Consider the following 19,012-nt stretch of genomic DNA (forward strand, 5'->3'; position numbering starts at 1 on the left):
CTTAGGCTTCGCCGGTGCTTGTGTTCGGGGTTGCGGGGTTCGGGGCGCCCTCGCCGGCTGCGCGCTGCGCCAGCAGCACGAAGCGGCGCAGCGCCAATGTCGGCCACCAGCTGCAGGCGAGTTCGTCTGCGGTGGTCAGGTGCAGCCAGAGCTTCAGGCACTCCCAGCGGGTGAGCCAGTGGATATCCGTGTCCCACCACATCGCCGGGCCGTCGACATGGCGCCAGTCGAGCTGCGGCCCGCTCAGGATGGCCTCGTCGGGTATGCCAACGGGGGATCGCTCTTTCATGCTGCCTGCTCCCTCTCATGTTGGGTGGTGGTCGGGGGAAGACGGGTGGGCACGGTCCACCAGCCTGTCTTGTCGGTGGGAAGGGGCTTGCCGCCCCGCGCCTGCCGCCACGCATCCCAGGCTTCGGGATCGTCGATCGGCGAGATCCTGACGCCGGGCGCGGCATCGCCTTCCGGCTGAACCGGCGGGGTGGCGAGCACGAGCCCGGCATTGACGCCCCATTCCGGCGCAAAGCCCTGCCAGCCCCGCACAATCATCAGGTCGGCGGCCCGGTCCGGCTCGGCCGCCAAGGCGAGCTGGCTCGCCAGCAGCCTGGCGGCATGCAGCGTCAGCGGCTTCTTCAGCGACCGGCGATGGGCGATGACGGCCGCCGCCCGCTCCTCCGAAAGCACGCGTCTCAGCGCAGCATCGATCTCCCGATGCTCGGCCGGCGCCCTGGCGCGCCCCGGTCCCGGGGAGACCGGGGGTGATTGTCGAGGTGCAGGTGCGAGCGACCCTGCAAGGGTCTCTAATTCTGATTGTAACTGTGATTGTGATTGTGATTGTGATTGGCATGGCTGCGGCACCTGCCCCGGCATTGCCCCGGCATCAGGCGCAGCATCGTCTCCGGCATCTGCTGCAGCATCTGCCCCTGCATCTGCCGCTTGGCCCTGCCAGCGCCGGACGGCCTTGGCCCGCGCCTTCTCGCTGACCTCGGCGGCGGCCTTCAGCTCGGCATCGATGCGCTTGTGAACCCAGCCCTCCGCGAAGAGGTCGGCAAGCACGTCGCGGCTCTCGCCCCACTCGGCCGTCGACATCCGGGCGATCCGGGCAAGCCGGCGGTCCTCGGTGGGGAGCCCGCCATTTTGCCAGTAATGCATGATCAGCAGCAGATAGCCGCCATGCTCGGCCGCGCTGAGGTGCCCCGTGTCGGCGAGGTAGTCGGCAACGTAGAATGGCATCCAGGCACGGCTCATCTCGCGCCCCCGCGATAGAGTTCCCTGTCTCCGGCGATGCTGGCGAAAGCAGCCAATAGAGTCCAGAACTTCGGCTCACAGGCACGCGCGACATCACCGATAGACTTGCAGACTACCATGATTGCGCGGTCCTGCATCATGCCGCGGCGAGGAAAGAATTGGCGGTTCATGCGGCGACCTTCGCGGCGATGACGACAAGGGGACCGGCGATGATGACGCGGCTGCGACAGGCGGTTATCCCTGCCCTGCCCGCCTGGGTGCGGATCGGTCGCGACCGTCATGGCGTCACCGCCTTCCCGCCCGCGGCGATGCGTCCGGCAGGCGTCCGGTTCGCCGCCTTCTTGCCGTCGATCTTGGCGGCGGGAACCCGGCCATAGCCGCGAACATCGGCGCCGCGGCGCTGGTTGATGACGCGGATGGCGTGAAGCACGGTGGTGTGGTCGCGGTGGAACTGCCGCCCGATCTCGGAGAGCGACAATTGGGTTTCCGCGGCCACCCGCCAGATCGCGAGCTGGCGCGCCTGGGCGATGGCCGCGACGCGCTGCTCGCCCTTGATCGCATCGATGGTGATGCCGGTCTCGGACGCGACCGCGGCGATGATCGCGCCGGCCTGCGTTTTCCCGCGCAGTGGCGCGCTGGCATGGTGCAGGCGGTATTGCTTGCGCACCACCGCCCAGGGCACGGCGCCCGGCCGGGCCTCGTCCTGCGGCGCGCCGGCCTCGCGCTTGTCCGCCTCGCGGGTTTTGGCCTCGCTCACGGCGCGGGCGACCGGCGCAATCTCTGCGGAGGCCTCCGCAGCCGGCACCGGCTCGTCCGGTTTTGCCGCCTGCTTCCACGGCAGGGCCTGCCTGGCGCGATAGGCCGCCAGCATCTCCTCGGCGCTGCCATACTCCCTGGCATAGCCCTTGATCGCCAAAGCGGTCATGGCCGTACCCCTTCCAGCGAGAAGGCGAGCTGCGTCTCGCATGCCCGGCGAAACCGGGCGATGCGGCCGGGATGCGAACGGGCGCAGGGCGCCGCGGGCTCCAGCGGCGCAGAGGGCACGCCGTCCGCCGGCCAGAGGTCCGGCCGCCAGTGCTGGCGCGGAACGCCGGTCGCGACCTCCAACCGAAGCGCCATCCAGGGCGAGACCGAAGCGGCGCGCTTGGCCTTGTTGATCGCCACCTGCGAACAGCCGGCGGCAGCGGCGAGCCTGGCTTCGGAGCCGGCCCGGTCGATCTCACGACGCAGGAGATTGCGCGGCGGGATGGAGACGACTGGCGTCGCTGGGAGGATTGAGGTTGGGTGGGTGGCTGAGTTCATGTTCCATATTGATAACTTAAGTTATTATTAGTCAATCACATAAGTTATCGAGACGGGCGTGATATCCTAAGTTATTGAATGAGCTATGGAACTCGGCCCGCTCATCAAGGATGCCCGCAACGCGCTTGGCTGGTCCCAGGCCGAGCTGGCGCGGCGCATCGGCGTCTCCCAGGTCGCGATCAAGAAGATCGAGGACGGCCAGACCCGGCGCTCGAAACATCTGACCAGCGTGCTCGCCGCCGTGGGGCTGAAGCACCTGATCCTGGATGGCGCCCTGATGGCGGCCGATGACGAGCCCGAGCCCAATGCCGCGATCGCCGGCCAGCCAGAGCTTTTGAAGCCGCTCGGCGGCGCGCGCGACCTGCCCGTGATGGGCACCGCTGTCGGCGGCAGCGAGGAGGACGGCGATTTCCGGCTGAACGGCGATGTGCTGGAGCGCACGACGCGGCCGCCGGCGCTGGCCGGGCGCAAGCGCGCCTTCGCGGTCAACCTGATCACCAACAGCATGTACCCGCTCTATCGCGCGGGAAAGAAGATCTATGCCGACGAGGACGGCCGCCGCCCCGAGATCGGCGACGAGGTGCTGCTCGAACTCTATTCCGAAGAGGATGGCGAGCCGGGCCCGGTCTATGTCAAGACGCTGGTCTCACGCGGCGCCAAGACGATCGTCGTCTCCCAGTACAACCCGCCGAAAGAACTGCGCTTCGACGCGATGCGGGTGAAGCAGATGCTGCGGATCATTCCCTATGATGAGTTGCTGGGGGTATAGATTAGGGCGGTGCCTGGTCGGGCGTCTCACCTCAGTGGGAGACGCCGGAGTGATGGGCCGCGGCTGCTTCGGAGCGATACGAGAACGTCAGGTCTGCACGGTAACCGACCATGGAGGCGACTTTGGATATCGAGCGCGATAGGGCGAGAGCAGGCGGAATATTACTGGCAAGTGATTTCTCTCCACGCTCGGATCGGGCGCTGGATCGTGCCCTGAGAATCGCCGGGGAGTGGAGCGCCCCCCTTGCCATCCTGCATGTCGAGGAACCGCCGGAACGCCAGGGCAAGCCGGCCGATCTCATCCGCGACGAATTGCGCGGCGAACTGCCGCCCCAGGCCAGCACGGCCGAACTCGTCATCCGCATCGGCTCCTTGCCGACCGTCCTGGTGGCGGAGGCGACGGAGCGGCACAGCGCGCTGATTGTGACGGCCGTCGCACGACACAACAGCATCGGCGACTACATCCTGGGAACATCCGTCGACTACATCGTTCGCAAGGCGTCGGTGCCGGTGCTCGTGGTCCGCAGGCGGGCCGATCGTTCCTACGGGACTGTCATCGTCGCCACAGATTTCTCGGACTGTTCGCGCCGAGCCCTCGCGGTCGCGGCCGATTTCTTTCCCCATGCCGGGTTGAGGGTGATCCATGCCTATCCCGGGTCCGGTTTCCGGATGAGCCTTGAAGACAGGAACGAGCATAACGCGTCGGAAGCGAGCGCGCGGATGGCCGCATTCCTAGAGGCTGCCAAGCTGCCCGCGGAAGCCGCGCGGCGCATTGAAACCGAGCTCCACGAAGGCGAGATCTCCGCGGCCATCGAGCGCTGCCGCCGCGTCACTGGCGCAGAACTGGTCGTCCTGGGCAGATCGGGGCGGAAGGAACTCGTCCAGGCCCTGATCGGCAGCACGGCCGAAACCATCCTGAACACAGTTCATGCCGATATCCTGATCGTTCCCTAGCCACGGCTATCGAGGCGACTTGCCATCCGCGCTCGGGCGAGCCGGTCGATGCCGGGAGGAGTGTCCCAAAGGCCAATGGCCATGTCGTATTCCGGGTGCAAGATTGCCCCGCCGACGGCTCTCGGCCCCCTTCGCAGGATCAGCCTCCAGGGGGGCTGAAGCACGGGCCGCGAGATTGAACGCAAATGCCTTGTTCTGGTGGCAGTCCGCCATCTCGGCCCTCGAAGAAACCGCTTCAGCTGGAGTGATCAGATGGTCAAGCCGCCTGGACAATCAGATGGTCCCGCGATCTCTCACGCGTTTTCCTATTCTGTCGATGCGTGGCAGCGCTCGATCCTCTTCCTCGATACGATGCGCAAGCGCGCAGCCCAGTACGAGGAGCACGCGACGCAACTCGCTCCTCACGTGCTCGACTATGAGGCGGAGCTGATCTGCGACGGGCGCCGGCTCGAGCGCCCGGTCAACTATATGCTCGCCAGCATCGTTGCGCCCGAGGGGGTCGCAATCGACCATCTCAAGCGCCCCTTCATCGTCGTCGATCCGCGCGCCGGCCATGGCCCGGGCATTGGCGGCTTCAAGGCGGATAGCGAAATCGGCGTGGCGATGAAGGCGGGTCACCCCTGCTATTTCATCGGCTTTCTGCCCGATCCGATGCCCGGCCAGACCATCGAGGACATTGCGCGCGCCGAGGCCGTCTTCCTCGAAATGGTCATCGCGCGGCACCCGGACGCGGAGGGCAAGCCCTGCGTCATCGGCAATTGCCAGGCCGGCTGGGCCGTCATGATCCTGGCCTCGCTGCGCCCCGAACTCTTCGGCCCGATCATCGTCGCCGGCACGCCGCTATCCTACTGGGCTGGCGTCAAGGGGCAGTTTCCAATGCGGTATTCGGGTGGTCTGCTCGGCGGCAGCTGGTTGACGGCCCTTACCGGCGATCTCGGCGCCGGCATCTTCGACGGCGCCTCGCTGGTGCAGAATTTCGAGAACCAGAACCCCGCCAACACGCTCTGGTCCAAGCAGTACAACCTCTACTCAAAGATCGACACCGAAGCCGAACGCTATCTCGGATTCGAGAAATGGTGGGGCGGCCATGTCACGCTCAATGCGGAGGAAATGCAGTTCATCGTCGACGAGCTCTTCGTCGGCAACAAGCTTGCGGCGGGCGAGATCCGGACCTCCGACGGCACCACGATCGACCTGCGCAACATTCGCTCGCCGATCGTCGTCTTCTGTTCCAAGGGCGACAACATCACGCCCCCGCAGCAGGCGCTGGGCTGGATCCTCGATCTGTACGACAGCGTCGACGACATTCGCGCCTATGGCCAGACGATCGTCTATGCGGTCCACGAGACGGTCGGTCATCTCGGCATCTTCGTTTCCGCCGGCGTCGCCCGCAAGGAGCATGACGAGTTCGCGTCGAATATCGATCTGATCGACGTCCTGCCGCCAGGCCTCTACGAGGCAATCCTGGAGCCCAAGGGCGACGCGGCCGCCAATCCCGAGCTGGTGACCGGCTCATGGGTGATGCGCTGCGAGGCGCGCTCGCTGGACGACATCCGCGCGCTTGGCGGCAATGACCTCGAGGACGAGCGCCGCTTTGCCACCGCAGCGCGCCTCTCCGAGATCAACCTCGCGCTTTACCGCACGATGGCGCAGCCGGTCGTCCAGGCGCTGGTCTCAGCCCCCATGGCCGAGACGCTGCGCAATCTGCACCCCTTGCGTCTGTCCTACGAGATGTTCGGGGCGCGCAACCCCTTCCTCACCTGGGTCGAGGACGCGGCCGAGAGCGTACGGGAGCGGCGGCAGCCGGTTGAGCCGGACAATCCCTTCCTGGCGTTTCAGGAGCAGGTCTCGGAACAGATCGTCGAAGGGCTCGAGATCTGGCGCCGGGGCATTGAAAAGCTCTCGGAGCAGAGCTTTCACGCCATCTATGGAGCGCCTGCCCTTCAGTCAGCGCTCGGCACCGACGCCAAGGCCGGGCGTCCGCCGCGCAAGGCGGCGGCGAGCCTGCTACACGGCAAGCTTCTCGAAGCCCGCATCGCCGAACTGCGCGCATCGATGGCGTCAGGCGGGCTCCGCGAGGGGCTGGCGCGTGCGCTCATCTATGTCGGGCTGGCGCGCAACGGGGTCGACGAACGTGGTTTCGAGGCGATCCGCCGCTTCCGGACGGCCTCTGCCCCGACTGAGCGGCTGACCCTGCAGGAGTTCAAGACGCTGATCCGCGAGCAATACTACATGCTCCTGATCGATGAAGAGGCCGCGCTGGCAGCGCTCCCGGGGTTGCTGCCGAAGCAGGAGGACGAGCGCCGTGCGGCCTTTGCGATCCTGCGCGAAGTCCTGGAGGCGGCCGGGCCGCTCACGGAAGCGGCCGCCGAAAGGCTCGGGCGCGTGGCTCGGTTCTTCGGATCGTCCGGCGAGCCCATCCCCTTTGCAGGCAAGCGCAAAGCACCCGGGCGGCAGGTCGGATGACGCCCGGCATGTTCCTGCGCCCAAACAGGTCCGGCGCTGCCCGCATGTCCATATTTGCGAGCCGCGCTGCACGCCTTGTCGTCCTTGCTGAGCTGATGGTCGCCCGCCCCCCTGCGCTGCCCGACGGGTGCGCCCGAGCCTGACAGGAGATCTGCGATGCCGCTGCCCGAAGTCAAAGCCAAGCTCCTGGAGGGCCGCAGGGGGCTGATCGTCGGAATCGCCAATGATCGGTCGATCGCCTGGGGGTGCGCGCGCGCCTTTCGCGCCTTTGGCGCCGAGCTTGCCGTCACCTATCTCAACGACAAGGCAAAGCCGCATGTCGAGCCGTTGGCGCGGGAGGTGGAAGCCTCGATCGTCATGCCGATGAACATGACTGCGCCAGGTGAGCTGGAGGCCGTCTTCGAGCGCATCCGCTCCGAATGGGGCGAACTCGATTTCGTGGTGCACTCCATTGCGTCCGCGCCCAAGGACACGCTGCGCGGCCGCGTGACGGACGCGCCGCGCGAGGGTTTCCTCGAGACCATGGAGATCTCGTGCTGGTCGTTCATCCGCATGGCGCATCTTGCCGAGCCGCTGATGAAGAGGGGCGGCACGCTGTTCACGATGACCTATTACGGTTCGCAGATGGTGGTGGAGAACTACAACATCATGGGCGTGGCCAAGGCTGCGCTTGAAAGCGCCGTCCGCTATCTCGCAGCCGAGCTGGGCCCCAAGGGAATCCGGGTCCACGCCATTTCACCCGGCCCGCTCGCCACCCGCGCCGCCTCGGGCATCGCCGAGTTCGACGAACTCCTCGCCAAAGCCAAGAGCCGCGCCCCGGCCCGCGAGCTCGTCAGCATCGATGATGTCGGCGTGGCGACGGCCTTCCTCGCTCACGACGCGGCCCGCCTGATGACCGGAGACGTGCTCTACATCGATGGCGGCTACCACATCATCGACTGAGGGCGGTCATGGCGTCAGATCGCGGCTCCAACCAAATGGGTCAGACGCCCCGCATTTTCAGGGAAGGCCCGATCACACCCTCCAGATTGCACCATGGCAGGAAACATGATTTCCTGATCCGGACCAGCGTTTGCCGACTTGGCATCGACAGTATTCGACCAGAACGCTCGCCAACACAGAACGTAAAAACGCATCTCGAACGCGTGGGGCTGACATGAAGTCGATCCCTGTTGCCGATGCAGTCAACCTGATCCCCGAGGGCGCGAGCCTGATGATCGGCGGCTTCATGGGTGTCGGCACGCCTGAACGCGTCATCGACGAGATTGTGCGCCAGGGAAAACGCGGACTCACAATCATCGCCAATGACACGGCGACGCCAGGGCGCGGAATTGGCAAGCTCATCGATGCAGATCTCGTCAGCAAGGTCGTTGCGAGCCATATCGGGCTGAACCCCGTCACCCAGAAACAGATGATCGAGAAGAAGATCACCGTGGACCTGGTGCCGCAGGGCACGCTGATCGAGCGCATCCGGTCGGGAGGCTGTGGTCTGGGAGGCGTGCTGACTCCAACGGGTGTCGGGACCATCGTGGAGGAAGGCAAGCGGAAGATCGAAGTCGACGGCGCCATCTATCTGCTGGAAACGGCGCTGCGCGCCGATTTTTCGCTGATCAGCGCCTTCCTGGCAGATTATCTGGGAAATCTGACCTACGCCCTCACCTCCCGGAACTTCAACCCGGTGATGGCCATGGCCGCTGACACGACCATCGTGACCGCCGAGCATGTGGTCCCGGTCGGCTTCATCCCGCCAGATCATGTCATGACGCCGGCGCCTCTCGTTGATTACCTGATCGCGAATGGATGAGAGCCATGGACCCTCAAACGACCATCGCCAGGCGGATCGCCAGGGAATTGCGATCGGGAATGCTGGTCAACCTTGGTATCGGCATTCCGACGCTGGTCGCGAACTATGTGCCAGGCGATATCAGGGTCTTCTTCCAATCCGAGAATGGCCTGATCGGCACCGGTCCCGTGCCCGAGGAAGGCATGGCCCAGCCACTCCTGTCGGATGCGGCCGGACGACCGGTGACGGCTCTTCCCGGTGCATCGACATTCGACAGCGCCATGTCATTCGGCCTGATCCGCGGTGGGCATGTCGACATGACCGTGCTTGGCGGCCTCCAGGTCGATGAGCATGGCTTGCTGGCCAACTGGATGATCCCGGGGAAGATGGTGCCGGGCATGGGAGGCGCCATGGATCTGGTTTCGGGCGCAAAACGCGTCGTGGTGGCGATGCAGCATACCGCCAAGGGCCAGCCCAAGATCGTGAAGCGCTGTTCGCTGCCGCTGACCTCTTCAAGACCGGTCGATCTCGTCGTCAGCGAGCTGGCGGTGATCGCCTTTCCCGAAGGACGGGCAACGCTGCTCGAGACGGCGCCCGGCGTAACCGTCGATCAGGTCATCGCCGCAACCGAGGCGACGCTCCTGGTTCACGGCACCGTATCCGAGATGAAGCTGTAGAAAGACGATCCGGGCAACGCGAAGGCCCGGATCATGACGCAGGCTCGATGATCGTCGATCATGGAATGACTTGGAATGGAATGACCTGGATCGGACGCGGAGACGAAGGAGAAGCGCGATGGCAAAGTCGATGAAGGCTGCAGTCGTACGCGAGTTCAAACGGCCATTGTCGATCGAGGAGGTCGCGATCCCGGAGGTCGGCCAGGGCCAGATCCTGGTCAAGATCGAGGCGTCCGGCGTTTGCCACACGGATCTGCACGCGGCGGACGGCGACTGGCCGGTCAAGCCGAAGCCGCCCTTCATTCCCGGCCATGAGGGTGTTGGTACCGTCGTCGCCGTTGGCGGCGGCGTGAAGTCCGTCAGGGAAGGAGACCGGGTTGGCGTGCCCTGGCTGCACACCGCGTGCGGGCATTGCAAACACTGCTTCGCCGGATGGGAGACCTTATGCGACGCCCAGCAGAACACCGGCTATTCCGTCAATGGCGGCTTTGCCGAATACACCCTCGCAGATCCCGATTATGTCGGCCACCTCCCCGCTGCTCTCGATTGGGAAACTGCAGCGCCGATCCTCTGCGCCGGCGTGACCGTCTACAAGGGTCTCAAGGAGACCGACACCAAGCCCGGAGACACCGTGGTGATCTCCGGCATCGGCGGGCTCGGCCACATCGCCGTCCAATATGCCACGGCGATGGGTCGCAAGGTCATCGCCGTCGATATATCCGACGAGAAGCTGGCTCTCGCGCGGAAGATGGGCGCGGACGCGGTCGTCAACGCGGCGACGAGCGATGCGGTCGCCGAGGTGCAGAAACTCTGCGGCGGCGCGCAGGGCGTGCTGGTGACGGCGGTCTCGCCAAAAGCCTTCAGCCAGGCGCTGGGCATGCTGGACAAGCGCGGCACCATGGCGCTCGTCGGACTGCCGCCCGGATCATTCGACCTCGACATCTTCAACACCGTGCTGATGCGAAAGACGATCCGCGGGTCGATCGTCGGCACGCGCCTCGACCTGGCGGAATGTCTGGAGTTCGCCGGGGACGGAAAGGTGAAAGTGCATTACTCCGTCGAACGTCTCGAGGACATCAACAGCATCTTCGACCGGATGCGCAACAACAAGATCGATGGCCGCGTCGTCATGAGAATCTAGGCGAGACGGGCCCCGCCCGGGTCCGTGGCCTCCCGGCCAGCCGCCACTAGCGTCCCCTTGGCGACGGGCATGTTGCAGCAGGTCTCGAGCGATGGGGAGAGAGCATGCGCAGGCAAACGCTGTCCAGGGACCCCCAGGGGCTTTCAAGGAGAAACGTGCTTTCGATGATCGGCGCCGCGTCCGGCGCGCTTGCTGCTGGCTACCGCAGCATCGCGCAGGCTGCGCCGGAAACAAATGCGCTCACGATCGAGGACGTCAAACCGACCGAAGACGTCTTTGCCTATATCGGCCGGATCAAGGGCAACTTCGATCAGACCTTCTACCAGCAGCTCCTCGGCGCCGCGAATGACTTCAAGGAGGGCGACCAGGCGATCGGCGTCGGCGCCCGGGACGAGGCGTCCCGCAGCAATGCACGCGCCCTGCTGGCCAGCACGAGGATCCGCGATCTCGATGCCCATCCGCTTCTGGTGGACGACCTTCAGACGCTGATCTGGCAGACGACGGACAGGGATCAGCACGCCAAGATCCAGGACTGGACCATGGGCCAGTTGAAGACCTTCCTCCTGACCCGGCCGGAAAACGAGATCAAGGGCGTCATGAACGGCCTGACGAGCGACGCGATCGGCTGTGTGCCCAAGCTGATGAGCAACGAAGAGCTGACCATCGTCGGTCAGAAGATCTTCAATGCCCTCCCGGGAACGCAGATGGGCGCCAGGGGCTATATGGGCGCCCGCATCCAGCCGAACTCCCCGACGGATCATCCCGATGACGTTGTCTGGCAGGTGTTCGACGCCTTCGCCTACGCGACCGGCGACATCGTCATCGGCACCAATCCCGTCGACAGCACCGTGAAGAGCGTCGCCGCCGTCGAACGCGCGCTCAAGGACGTCGTCGATACCTTCGGGCTGCAGGATGTCGTGCCCTGGTGCGTGCTCGCCCATATCGACGTCCAGGCTGCGGTCTCCGAAGGCTACCCCGGCACGGTCGCCACGATGTTCCAGAGCCTGGCGGGAACCGATGACTGCAACAAGACCTTCGACATCACCATCGAGAAGATCCTGAACTACGCGAAAGCCAAGACCGGCGAGCGCTACGGGCTCTATTTCGAGACGGGACAGGGATCGGAGTTCACCAACGGCGCTGCGAACGGCGTCGACATGATGATCCTGGAATCCCGGAAATATGGCTTCAGCCGGGCCGTCGGGCAGGTGCTCGCGAAGGTGCAGCCGAGAGGCGCCTGGCTCCATGTCAACGATGTTGCCGGGTTCATCGGACCGGAGGTCTTCAAGAGCCGCGAGCAATTGGTGCGCTGCTGCCTCGAAGACATCGTCATGGGCAAGCTGCACGGTCTCACCATCGGTCTCGACATCTGCTCGACGCTGCACATGGCGGTGACCCTGGAGGACCTGGACTGGTGCCAGGATCAGATCATGCCGGCGAGCCCGGTCTACCTCATCGCCCTGCCCACCAAGAACGATCCGATGCTGGGCTATCTCACGACCTCGTTCCAGGACCATGTCAGGCTGCGCAAGAAATTCGGGCTCAAGGTCAACGACGCGATGTGGGATTTCTACAAGCGGATCGGGATCGTCGACGACGCCAACAATTACACCAGGAACTATGGCGATCCCCTCTGGGTCTACTACCAGTTCCGCCTGGCCAAGGGCGACACGAGGCCGAAAGAGGCCGTCTACGCCGAAGGGCGGCGCATGATGAGCGAGGTCGAACACAGGGGAGTCGATCTCGCGACGGGACACGGCAAGGAGATCTGGGACCTGAACCCGGCGCTCAGTGCCAAGGTCACCAGCCTCTACGACGACGCCAAGCGCTCCCTCTGGACCGAACTGACACCCGCCTTCATCGGTACCGTTCCCGATGTCCTGCCGGCGCGGACCCGGTCCACGGACAGGAACGACTACATCGCTCATCCGCCGACCGGCGAAATTCTGGATCCGGCCTCCCTTGCCGCGATCGAAACGCTCCGGGCTTCCTGGGGCGCCGCGATCCCGAAGGCCCAGATCGTCATCTCGGACGGGTTGAATGCCAACGCCATCATGGACGATGGGCACCTGGCCCCCTACCTCGTGGCCGTGCGCCGGTTGCTGCGCGAGGCCGGCGTTTCGGTCTCCGACAAGAACATCCTGGTCACCAGCGGACGGGTGCGCGTCGGCTACCGGATCGGCGAGACGCTCTTCGAGCGGGCGGATCCCAACAGTTTCAGAGGTATCCTGCACATTATCGGCGAACGGCCCGGCACGATCCATCACGCCTATTCGGTCTACATCACCGTGGCGAAGGGCAGTGTCTGGGCCCAGAAGAAGATCGATCACGACATCACGAAGCTGGTGAGCAATGTCGCAGATACCGCCCTGCCACCGGAGGAAGCCGCCAGGGAAACTCTGACGATCATTCGCGAGATCGTGGGCAAGAGCGTCAGCGGCAGCCGGCGGTCCGCGACGTGAGGGCGTTTCGGGGATGGTACCCAGCCTTTTGCGGGCGCTCCGATACGCTCGATATCCGCCCGTCAGGGCGCGAGGCGCAGAGGTCTTTGACGATGGTCGCCACGGCATCGCAGGCGCCTCGACCGACCAATCCGAGGAATTGATTCAACGGATGGCAACAACGTCATGAAAACGCTCAACAAGACCGCATTGGACCTCCTCAGGGCCAAGCGCCCGGAGGTCTCCGAGGTCATCAGCGTGGGGCCGGACGACACCGTTCTCAGCGCGCTTGGATTGATGCGCGACAAGAATATCGGGGCCGTCATCGTGCTCGAGCACGGCGAACTCAAGGGCATCCTCACCGAGCGCGACTATGCGCGCGACGTCGAGCTCGAGGGCAAGACGGCCAGCGCCTGCCTCGTCCGTGAGATCATGACCGAGCGCCGGATCGTCTTCGCGAAACCGGCAGATTCGCTCGAGCGGTGTCACGCCCTGATGAAGGCGCATCGCATACGCCACCTGCCCATCTGCGAGGATCGCAAGGTCATCGGCGTCCTCTCGGCCCGCGACATTCTCGAAGCGATCATCACCGGGGAAGAGCACCTCATTCGCGAGCTTGAAACCGACAGGCTCATGATGACGACCGATACCGGCTTCTACTGAATGCGACGTTCCGATCGGCATCGGGACCCTGCGATGGCGCGGGCTCTGCGACAAGACATTCTGGAGGCAAGCCCGTGGACTTCCTGATCACCCTCGCTGCCCTCGTCCTGTTGATGTTCGTCGCCCTATCGCGGCTTCAGCGTCATCCTCTTCGCGCCGATCGCCGCGATGCTGGCCGTCCTGGTCACAAGCCCCGAGGCTGTGCCACCGGTGTTCACGGGCATCTTCATGGAGAAGATGGTCGGCTTCGTGAAGCTGTACTTCCCCGTCTTCCTGCTCGGCGCCGTCTTCGGCAAGCTCATCGAGCTGTCGGGTTTTTCGAAATCGATCGTATCGGCCGTGATCGGCGTCGTCGGGCGCGAGCGCGCGATGCTGTCGATCGTGCTGGTCGGGGCTGTCCTCACCTATGGAGGCGTCTCGCTCTTCGTTGTCGTCTTTGCGGTCTATCCGTTTGCGGCCGAGATGTTCCGGCAAAGCGACATACCCAAGCGCCTCATTCCGGGCACGATTGCGCTCGGCGCCTTCACCTTCACCATGGACGCGCTGCCCGGGACCCCGCAGATCCAGAACATCATCCCGACGACCTTCTTCAAGACGGACACCTGGGCCGCCCCCATCCTGGGAACGATCGGCGCGCTCTTCATTCTCACGACGGGCATGGCCTATCTGCAATGGCGCAGGCGGGCGGCCGCGGCTGGCGGGGAAGGCTATGGCGAGGGCCATACGAATGAGCCCGAACCCATGGTCGACGAGAAACTCGTCCACCCCGCCATCGCCCTTGCCCCTCTGGTGGTGGTCGGCGTCGCCAACAAGATCCTGACCGTCCTGATCGTCAGATTTTACGGCGCCACCCACGAGGTGACGCTGGCGGGAATGACCAAGCCGCTCGTGACCCAGGTCTCCTCCGTCGCAGCGATCTGGGCCGTCCAGGGCGCGCTGCTGCTGGGTATCCTGACCGTGCTGGCATTCGCCTTCCGAAGGGTCATGGAGCGGTTCGCCGACGGCACCAAGGCCGCCGTCGCCGGATCGCTCCTTGCCTCGATGAACACCGCGTCCGAATACGGATTCGGCGGTGTCATCGCCTCCTTGCCGGGCTTCGTCGTCATCGCCGATGCGCTCAAGGCCATTCCCAATCCGCTGGTCAACACGGCGATCAGCGTCTCGGTGCTGGCCGGCATCACAGGCTCAGCCTCCGGAGGCATGAGCATCGCGCTCGCGGCCATGTCCGACCAGTTCATCGCGGCCGCCAACGCCGCCAACATCCCGCTCGAGGTGCTGCACCGCGTCGCGGCGATGGCGAGCGGCGGCATGGATACCCTGCCGCATAACGGAGCGGTCATCACCCTGCTGTCCGTGACCGGGCTGACCCACAAGCAGTCCTACCGCGATATCTTCGCGATCACCTTGATCAAGACCCTGGCCGTGTTCGTCGTCATCGCCGTGTATTACACGACCGGACTGGTATGATTGCTTCCAGGAAGAGGCTTGACCCTGATGGGGCGATCCGGCCCGGGCAGCAGCAGGGTCTAAGTGGAGCAATTGCAAGACTGGGAAAGGGGCCCATGCCAGCCCGCGCGAGGCCGGCCCCGGACCATGACAGCAGCGGCAAGCGCACCTTCGCGGTCAACCTGATCACCAACAGCATGGACCCGCTCTATCGCGCGGGAAAGAAGATCCATACCGACGAGGACGGCCGCCGCGCGGAGGTCGGCGACGAGGTCCTGCTCGAGCTCTGTTCCGCGGGGGATGGCGAGCCGGGCCCGGTCTCTATCAAGACGCTGGTCGCGCGCGGCGCCAAGACCATCGTGGTCTCGCAAGTCACACCCGCCGAAGGAACTGCGCTTAGACGCCATGCGGGTGATGCTGCGGATCATTCCGTATGCCGAGCTGCTGGGGGAGTGAGGGCTGGGGTGGTGGCCGATGAACAAAAGTGGCCCATTCCCGACCTCTGGTAACCGCATGCGGGCGGTTCAACTTCGCAATCGGCAACGCGCCGAAATCGCGTAGCCAACGCGGTGAATTCCTGCCTTCGGCCACAGCCCGTTTACTAAGCGGAACATCGGTTGCATTTGAAACGAACGATGCGCTCACCGCATGATTGGGCGAACAAATCACTGGTGCGCGAACTATTCATGCGATGGGCGCATATCAGAGCTGAATTGATGCCCCTGTTTGCGGCGGGCAGCTCGGCTTATGTGCAGTGCACAACGAGATTGTCGCTGTGGGCACCGCCCCGGTCCGGAATATCCGCCAGAGGAATATCACCATGTTCGTCACGATGATTGCCGCCAAAATCCGCACCTTCCTGCGCTATCGCGAGACGGTTCGCGAGCTGTCGCGCCTGACCAACCGTGAGCTCGCCGATCTTGGCCTGTCACGCTCGGAGATCCCCTTCATCGCCCGCTCGCACGCTGCGGCCTGAAGTCACTGAATAGAACCGCCGCGTCACCGGGCGCAGCGCGTTCCAGGTAGTTTCTCCCGGGGCTCATGATTTCCTCCCCTTGAGCTTCGGTCGAAGAGCGAATGCCCGCCTCACGGCGGGCATTTTGCGTTTCAGGGCTGCTTTCACTTGAGCCGGAATCCGGCTGCGAACTCGTCCGAGCCGTGACAGCGCGACGTCAACCCTCCTTGTCATCGGATGCGGCCTCGCCGCCACGAAAACCTGGTTGGGGCAAACGTTCCAATGGGGCGAACGAAGCGAGAGGATGCGGGGCTCGAAGGGAGTCCCGAACATCCATCAGTCAAGCGACTGATCAAGATTGGGCGCAATGGGCATTGGCAGGTGCACCGATAGAGCACGCCAACGGGGTCGCTTGGGCTGAGCGATGACGAGATCTGCTCGGATCTCCGTCGTACGGCGGGGCAAAACGGGTTCGATGTCTGGCGGGATATGATGAACTGAGAGCGCTCCCCAGGCGGCAGCACTCGCCCTCATTAGCCCATATACTTCCGGAGCTGATCCCCAACCTGGGCCATTGTCGTCGGCTTGATCCGACCCAGCTTCTCCGCGTGGCCAGCCTCAATCGTCGCGATTTTGCATGGACGAATGACCGATGGCGCCGGCAACCCGGCCTCGCCATAGGTCAGGCCGAGCGACACGTCTCCCGGCCATGACCGGTTCTCGGCACTGGTGATCATCACCACCCACAACAGGCCTTCGCCTTCCCCTACGCCGCCATGGCTGACGACAAGCGCCGGCCGATGCTGGCGGCTATTGCGCTCGGTATAGGGGAATGGCACGCGGACGACGTCGCCCTGGCTAAAGTCAGAGGTTGGCATAGGCCCTCCGGTCGGCGTCGCTATCCCACTCGCTGAACGTGCCAAACGGGTCTTCCGCCGGGGCAGCTGCCGGCGCCTTGCGGATCACGACCGCGTCGCCCTCAATGCTATAGGCAATCTCGTCGCCCTCGCGCAGATGCAATGCAGCCCGGATGGGCTGCGGAATCGTTGTCTGCGCCTTTGATGTCAACTTGCTTGTGATCATCGCGGGACCACCCCAGTAAGGAATCTCCTTACTGTAAGGAAATTCCTTGCGATTGCAAGCTGAAAGAGCTTTACCCGGTAGGCTGCCAGGAGTCCCCATCACCGCGCCGAAGGGATCCCTCCCCCCGCATACAGGCCGATGTCCTATTGAAACCCCTCGCCGCGCGGCTGGAGCGGCGCTGAAGGGTTCCTTGGGAGCGGAGGACCACCCACTGGCTCATCTGACGTGATGTCGACAATCTCTCTGGTGCCTGCCCTCACCAGTACGACAATTCGCCCATCGACGATCACCATGCCGAACGGCAAGGCACGAGCCTCGCCGTCGAGACCAATGACTCTGATTGACCGAGGGACCGCGTCTCCAAGCCGAGGGATCCACTTGGCCCCCTTTTCGGTTGATCCGAGTTCAGCCGCTGCGAGGGTCATTGGGAAGGATGCGAACAGAACGAATCCTGGCAGCACGAGATCTCGCATTCTGCTTGGCACAGAAATGAGAGACATGATCGAGACTCCAAGGTCTCGGGTGATGTCTCGATGCGCGAACGCGGTGTTGGGGGCCATCGGTTTGGTCCTTCCGATCATCCGATGCCGAGAGTTATCGCCCTTCCCGCGCCGGCTTGAATGCGCTTGATCACATTGGGCGCCGACACGCGACGCGACGAACCTTGAGTTCGTTCGTTCGCGGCGCCCTGCACAGTGATAAGCCTGGAGCGGGAAGGCCCGTCCGCCCCTCCCATCACGGACGACATCCTCGAGCCCTTCGACGATTTCCGCTCCGAAGAATGCTATCCCGGCAACGAGCAAGTGTGGCCCTTCTCAGACGCCGGGAACGTCCGCTCCCGGGCATTCTGGTTCGGCTGGCGATGGGGTGCGCGCCTCGCATCCGCAAGCCGCCGGCCTGGTCGAGAAAGGCCGCCATCTGCGAGGTCATCCGCCCGCAACGGGTCCCGGTCCCGACGATGATGGTGTCGTAATTCTCAACCTCGGCGACAGGCACCGCACGGCTTCCAGCTGCAGTTCTGTACCAGAATAGAACCAGTTTTTCGGCGATGGCGGAGATGACATCTCTGTTAAGTGGGTGTCATCGATGAGTCATTTTGTGTTCGCTAGCCTGATCGGCAGAGTCGGGTGCCTGCGTCGAGTGTGTCGTGAAGTCATTCTGATGAGGCGGCGTTGCGGAATCCTGCCGTGTTCGCCTTGCCATCAAAGCTTCAGCCACGCCCTGACCGACAGCACCTTCACGCCTGAGGGGCGGTCACTCCGTCGACCAGCCCTTAAGCATTTTGGGAGTTGAGGAGGAATTTCCAAAACAATATTTGCACTTAGAATTCGTCATATGACGATAATAAATGAAATTAACGACAGAAATTGCAGATAATTATTTGGGTTGGCAAGTCTATGGGGCGAGGCCATGTCCGATCGTTCGATCGCAATAGTCGATGATCACCCGATATTGATGGAGGGAATCGCTGCGCTGCTGAAACGATGGGGCGGTTTCACGGTAGACGCGACCGGGAATGCTGCGGACGATATCGTTTCGATCACCTGCGCCCACCGGCCCGATGACATGATCGTCGATCTGGGCATGGCGGGCGATGTCTTCCGGGCGATCTCGGACGCATTGAAGCTCGCTCCCGCAATGAAGATCATCGTGTTCACAGCCTCGACCAGCACGGACGATGCGATGAGGGCCCTCGATGCCGGGGCCAAGGGCTATGTCTTGAAAGGCAGCCCGGGCGATAACCTCATTCACGCGCTTCAGGCCGCGCGGGAGAACGATGTCTATATCAGCCCCTCGTTCGCGACCAGGCTGATTGGTGCCTTGAAGGAAAAGGCGCGCGAGCAGCAGAAGGCCAGCTGCAACCGGCTCAACGTCCGGGAGGAGCAGATCATCAGATTGCTTCTTTGCGGGAAGATGAACGGCGAGATCGCGCGCGAGCTTTCGCTCAGCAACAAGACCGTCAAGGGCCACATGACCAGTCTGATGGCCAAGCTGAATGCCCATACTCGCCTGGAGGCGATGATCGCGGCGCAAAGGCTGGTTGCCGGGGCGAGCCTGCCGACGGTTACAAGGTTCGGCCTGTAACTG

General features: G+C 64.0%; 19 protein-coding genes and 2 pseudogenes. 13 read left to right on the forward strand and 8 right to left on the reverse strand.

What is annotated here, in order from left to right:
• Position 1: 1 nt before the first annotated feature.
• From BIWAKO_RS28690 to BIWAKO_RS28705, 5 genes are read right to left on the reverse strand one after another with little or no spacing between them, the layout of a single operon-like run.
• Entirely contained in the window at positions 2-289 is a 288-nt protein-coding gene (locus BIWAKO_RS28690) for a hypothetical protein (protein ID WP_069881547.1), read from the reverse strand.
• On the reverse strand, positions 286-1,245 hold the full coding sequence (locus BIWAKO_RS36885) for a YdaU family protein (protein ID WP_069881548.1): 960 nt from the start codon (positions 1,243-1,245) through the stop codon (positions 286-288). The genes BIWAKO_RS28690 and BIWAKO_RS36885 overlap by 4 nt, the downstream gene beginning before the upstream one ends.
• Entirely contained in the window at positions 1,242-1,526 is a 285-nt protein-coding gene (locus BIWAKO_RS35615) for a hypothetical protein (protein ID WP_141740272.1), read from the reverse strand. Before BIWAKO_RS35615 ends, BIWAKO_RS36885 begins: the two co-directional genes overlap by 4 nt.
• Positions 1,523-2,170 carry a helix-turn-helix domain-containing protein gene (locus tag BIWAKO_RS28700; RefSeq protein WP_069881549.1) on the reverse strand — a complete coding sequence of 216 codons (648 nt, stop codon included), beginning with the start codon at positions 2,168-2,170 and terminating at the stop codon, positions 1,523-1,525. The genes BIWAKO_RS35615 and BIWAKO_RS28700 overlap by 4 nt, the downstream gene beginning before the upstream one ends.
• On the reverse strand, positions 2,167-2,547 hold the full coding sequence (locus tag BIWAKO_RS28705; protein WP_069881550.1) for a hypothetical protein: 381 nt from the start codon (positions 2,545-2,547) through the stop codon (positions 2,167-2,169). The genes BIWAKO_RS28700 and BIWAKO_RS28705 overlap by 4 nt, the downstream gene beginning before the upstream one ends.
• Before the next feature lie 85 nt (positions 2,548-2,632).
• Between BIWAKO_RS28705 and BIWAKO_RS28710 the strand changes: the two genes are divergently transcribed.
• From BIWAKO_RS28710 to BIWAKO_RS34510, 12 genes and pseudogenes are all read left to right on the forward strand, one after another.
• Positions 2,633-3,316 (forward strand): helix-turn-helix domain-containing protein, encoded by a 684-nt coding sequence (locus tag BIWAKO_RS28710; protein ID WP_069881551.1) that lies wholly within the window; start codon positions 2,633-2,635, stop codon positions 3,314-3,316.
• Positions 3,317-3,426: 110 nt separating this feature from the next.
• Positions 3,427-4,269 carry a universal stress protein gene (locus BIWAKO_RS28715; RefSeq protein WP_069881552.1) on the forward strand — a complete coding sequence of 281 codons (843 nt, stop codon included), beginning with the start codon at positions 3,427-3,429 and terminating at the stop codon, positions 4,267-4,269.
• A 252-nt stretch (positions 4,270-4,521) separates the two neighbouring features.
• Positions 4,522-6,735 carry a DUF3141 domain-containing protein gene (locus tag BIWAKO_RS28720; RefSeq protein WP_069881553.1) on the forward strand — a complete coding sequence of 738 codons (2,214 nt, stop codon included), beginning with the start codon at positions 4,522-4,524 and terminating at the stop codon, positions 6,733-6,735.
• A 156-nt stretch (positions 6,736-6,891) separates the two neighbouring features.
• On the forward strand, positions 6,892-7,677 hold the full coding sequence (gene fabI / locus BIWAKO_RS28725) for an enoyl-ACP reductase FabI (RefSeq protein ID WP_069881554.1): 786 nt from the start codon (positions 6,892-6,894) through the stop codon (positions 7,675-7,677).
• 214 nt (positions 7,678-7,891) lie between these two features.
• Positions 7,892-8,539 (forward strand): CoA transferase subunit A, encoded by a 648-nt coding sequence (locus BIWAKO_RS28730; protein ID WP_069881555.1) that lies wholly within the window; start codon positions 7,892-7,894, stop codon positions 8,537-8,539.
• Between the two features lie 5 nt (positions 8,540-8,544).
• Positions 8,545-9,195, forward strand: a complete 651-nt coding sequence (locus BIWAKO_RS28735; RefSeq protein WP_069881556.1) for a 3-oxoacid CoA-transferase subunit B — start codon at positions 8,545-8,547, stop codon at positions 9,193-9,195.
• Positions 9,196-9,313: 118 nt separating this feature from the next.
• Positions 9,314-10,336 (forward strand): alcohol dehydrogenase AdhP, encoded by a 1,023-nt coding sequence (gene adhP, locus BIWAKO_RS28740; protein ID WP_069881557.1) that lies wholly within the window; start codon positions 9,314-9,316, stop codon positions 10,334-10,336.
• Between the two features lie 164 nt (positions 10,337-10,500).
• Complete coding sequence (gene eutB, locus BIWAKO_RS28745; protein ID WP_371332112.1) at positions 10,501-12,798, forward strand: ethanolamine ammonia-lyase subunit EutB; 2,298 nt, start codon at positions 10,501-10,503, stop codon at positions 12,796-12,798.
• A gap of 165 nt (positions 12,799-12,963) precedes the next feature.
• Complete coding sequence (locus BIWAKO_RS28750; protein WP_069881559.1) at positions 12,964-13,440, forward strand: CBS domain-containing protein; 477 nt, start codon at positions 12,964-12,966, stop codon at positions 13,438-13,440.
• A 74-nt stretch (positions 13,441-13,514) separates the two neighbouring features.
• Positions 13,515-14,907: pseudogene (locus BIWAKO_RS28755) on the forward strand (GntP family permease).
• 95 nt (positions 14,908-15,002) lie between these two features.
• Positions 15,003-15,395: a hypothetical protein gene (locus BIWAKO_RS28760; protein WP_069881560.1), complete on the forward strand. Its 393-nt coding sequence runs from the start codon at positions 15,003-15,005 to the stop codon at positions 15,393-15,395.
• A gap of 311 nt (positions 15,396-15,706) precedes the next feature.
• Positions 15,707-15,862, forward strand: coding sequence for a DUF1127 domain-containing protein (locus BIWAKO_RS34510; protein WP_084652365.1), 156 nt, complete (start codon positions 15,707-15,709; stop codon positions 15,860-15,862).
• A 512-nt stretch (positions 15,863-16,374) separates the two neighbouring features.
• Here BIWAKO_RS34510 and BIWAKO_RS28770 read toward each other — a convergent pair.
• From BIWAKO_RS28770 to BIWAKO_RS36430, 3 genes and pseudogenes are all read right to left on the reverse strand, one after another.
• Entirely contained in the window at positions 16,375-16,719 is a 345-nt protein-coding gene (locus BIWAKO_RS28770; RefSeq protein WP_069881562.1) for a type II toxin-antitoxin system PemK/MazF family toxin, read from the reverse strand.
• A complete protein-coding gene (locus BIWAKO_RS28775) occupies positions 16,706-17,023 on the reverse strand; it encodes an AbrB/MazE/SpoVT family DNA-binding domain-containing protein (protein WP_244523573.1) in 318 nt (105 codons plus the stop codon). The genes BIWAKO_RS28770 and BIWAKO_RS28775 overlap by 14 nt, the downstream gene beginning before the upstream one ends.
• A 771-nt stretch (positions 17,024-17,794) precedes the next feature.
• A pseudogene (locus BIWAKO_RS36430) lies at positions 17,795-17,926 on the reverse strand (NAD(P)H:quinone oxidoreductase); the annotation flags it as partial.
• A gap of 408 nt (positions 17,927-18,334) precedes the next feature.
• Here BIWAKO_RS36430 and BIWAKO_RS28785 point away from each other — a divergent pair.
• On the forward strand, positions 18,335-19,009 hold the full coding sequence (locus tag BIWAKO_RS28785) for a response regulator (protein ID WP_069881565.1): 675 nt from the start codon (positions 18,335-18,337) through the stop codon (positions 19,007-19,009).
• The last annotated feature ends 3 nt before the right edge of the window (positions 19,010-19,012 follow it).

It is taken from the genome of Bosea sp. BIWAKO-01, from assembly GCF_001748145.1.
In the GTDB taxonomy this organism is placed as follows: domain Bacteria; phylum Pseudomonadota; class Alphaproteobacteria; order Rhizobiales; family Beijerinckiaceae; genus Allobosea.

What these genes read in the sequence shown, in the direction of transcription:
- BIWAKO_RS28770 (WP_069881562.1), bottom strand. Translation starts at nt 16,719, where the DNA reads ATGCCAACCTCTGACTTTAGCCAGGGCGACGTCGTCCGCGTGCCATTC.
- BIWAKO_RS28750 (WP_069881559.1), top strand. Translation starts at nt 12,964, where the DNA reads ATGAAAACGCTCAACAAGACCGCATTGGACCTCCTCAGGGCCAAGCGC.
- BIWAKO_RS36885 (WP_069881548.1), bottom strand. Translation starts at nt 1,245, where the DNA reads ATGAGCCGTGCCTGGATGCCATTCTACGTTGCCGACTACCTCGCCGAC.
- adhP (WP_069881557.1), top strand. Translation starts at nt 9,314, where the DNA reads ATGGCAAAGTCGATGAAGGCTGCAGTCGTACGCGAGTTCAAACGGCCA.
- BIWAKO_RS28690 (WP_069881547.1), bottom strand. Translation starts at nt 289, where the DNA reads ATGAAAGAGCGATCCCCCGTTGGCATACCCGACGAGGCCATCCTGAGC.
- eutB (WP_371332112.1), top strand. Translation starts at nt 10,501, where the DNA reads ATGATCGGCGCCGCGTCCGGCGCGCTTGCTGCTGGCTACCGCAGCATC.
- BIWAKO_RS28710 (WP_069881551.1), top strand. Translation starts at nt 2,633, where the DNA reads ATGGAACTCGGCCCGCTCATCAAGGATGCCCGCAACGCGCTTGGCTGG.
- BIWAKO_RS28785 (WP_069881565.1), top strand. Translation starts at nt 18,335, where the DNA reads ATGTCCGATCGTTCGATCGCAATAGTCGATGATCACCCGATATTGATG.
- BIWAKO_RS28715 (WP_069881552.1), top strand. Translation starts at nt 3,427, where the DNA reads ATGGAGGCGACTTTGGATATCGAGCGCGATAGGGCGAGAGCAGGCGGA.
- BIWAKO_RS28705 (WP_069881550.1), bottom strand. Translation starts at nt 2,547, where the DNA reads ATGAACTCAGCCACCCACCCAACCTCAATCCTCCCAGCGACGCCAGTC.
- BIWAKO_RS28735 (WP_069881556.1), top strand. Translation starts at nt 8,545, where the DNA reads ATGGACCCTCAAACGACCATCGCCAGGCGGATCGCCAGGGAATTGCGA.
- BIWAKO_RS28760 (WP_069881560.1), top strand. Translation starts at nt 15,003, where the DNA reads ATGCCAGCCCGCGCGAGGCCGGCCCCGGACCATGACAGCAGCGGCAAG.
- BIWAKO_RS28730 (WP_069881555.1), top strand. Translation starts at nt 7,892, where the DNA reads ATGAAGTCGATCCCTGTTGCCGATGCAGTCAACCTGATCCCCGAGGGC.
- BIWAKO_RS34510 (WP_084652365.1), top strand. Translation starts at nt 15,707, where the DNA reads ATGTTCGTCACGATGATTGCCGCCAAAATCCGCACCTTCCTGCGCTAT.
- BIWAKO_RS28700 (WP_069881549.1), bottom strand. Translation starts at nt 2,170, where the DNA reads ATGACCGCTTTGGCGATCAAGGGCTATGCCAGGGAGTATGGCAGCGCC.
- fabI (WP_069881554.1), top strand. Translation starts at nt 6,892, where the DNA reads ATGCCGCTGCCCGAAGTCAAAGCCAAGCTCCTGGAGGGCCGCAGGGGG.
- BIWAKO_RS28720 (WP_069881553.1), top strand. Translation starts at nt 4,522, where the DNA reads ATGGTCAAGCCGCCTGGACAATCAGATGGTCCCGCGATCTCTCACGCG.
- BIWAKO_RS28775 (WP_244523573.1), bottom strand. Translation starts at nt 17,023, where the DNA reads ATGGGGACTCCTGGCAGCCTACCGGGTAAAGCTCTTTCAGCTTGCAAT.
- BIWAKO_RS35615 (WP_141740272.1), bottom strand. Translation starts at nt 1,526, where the DNA reads ATGACGGTCGCGACCGATCCGCACCCAGGCGGGCAGGGCAGGGATAAC.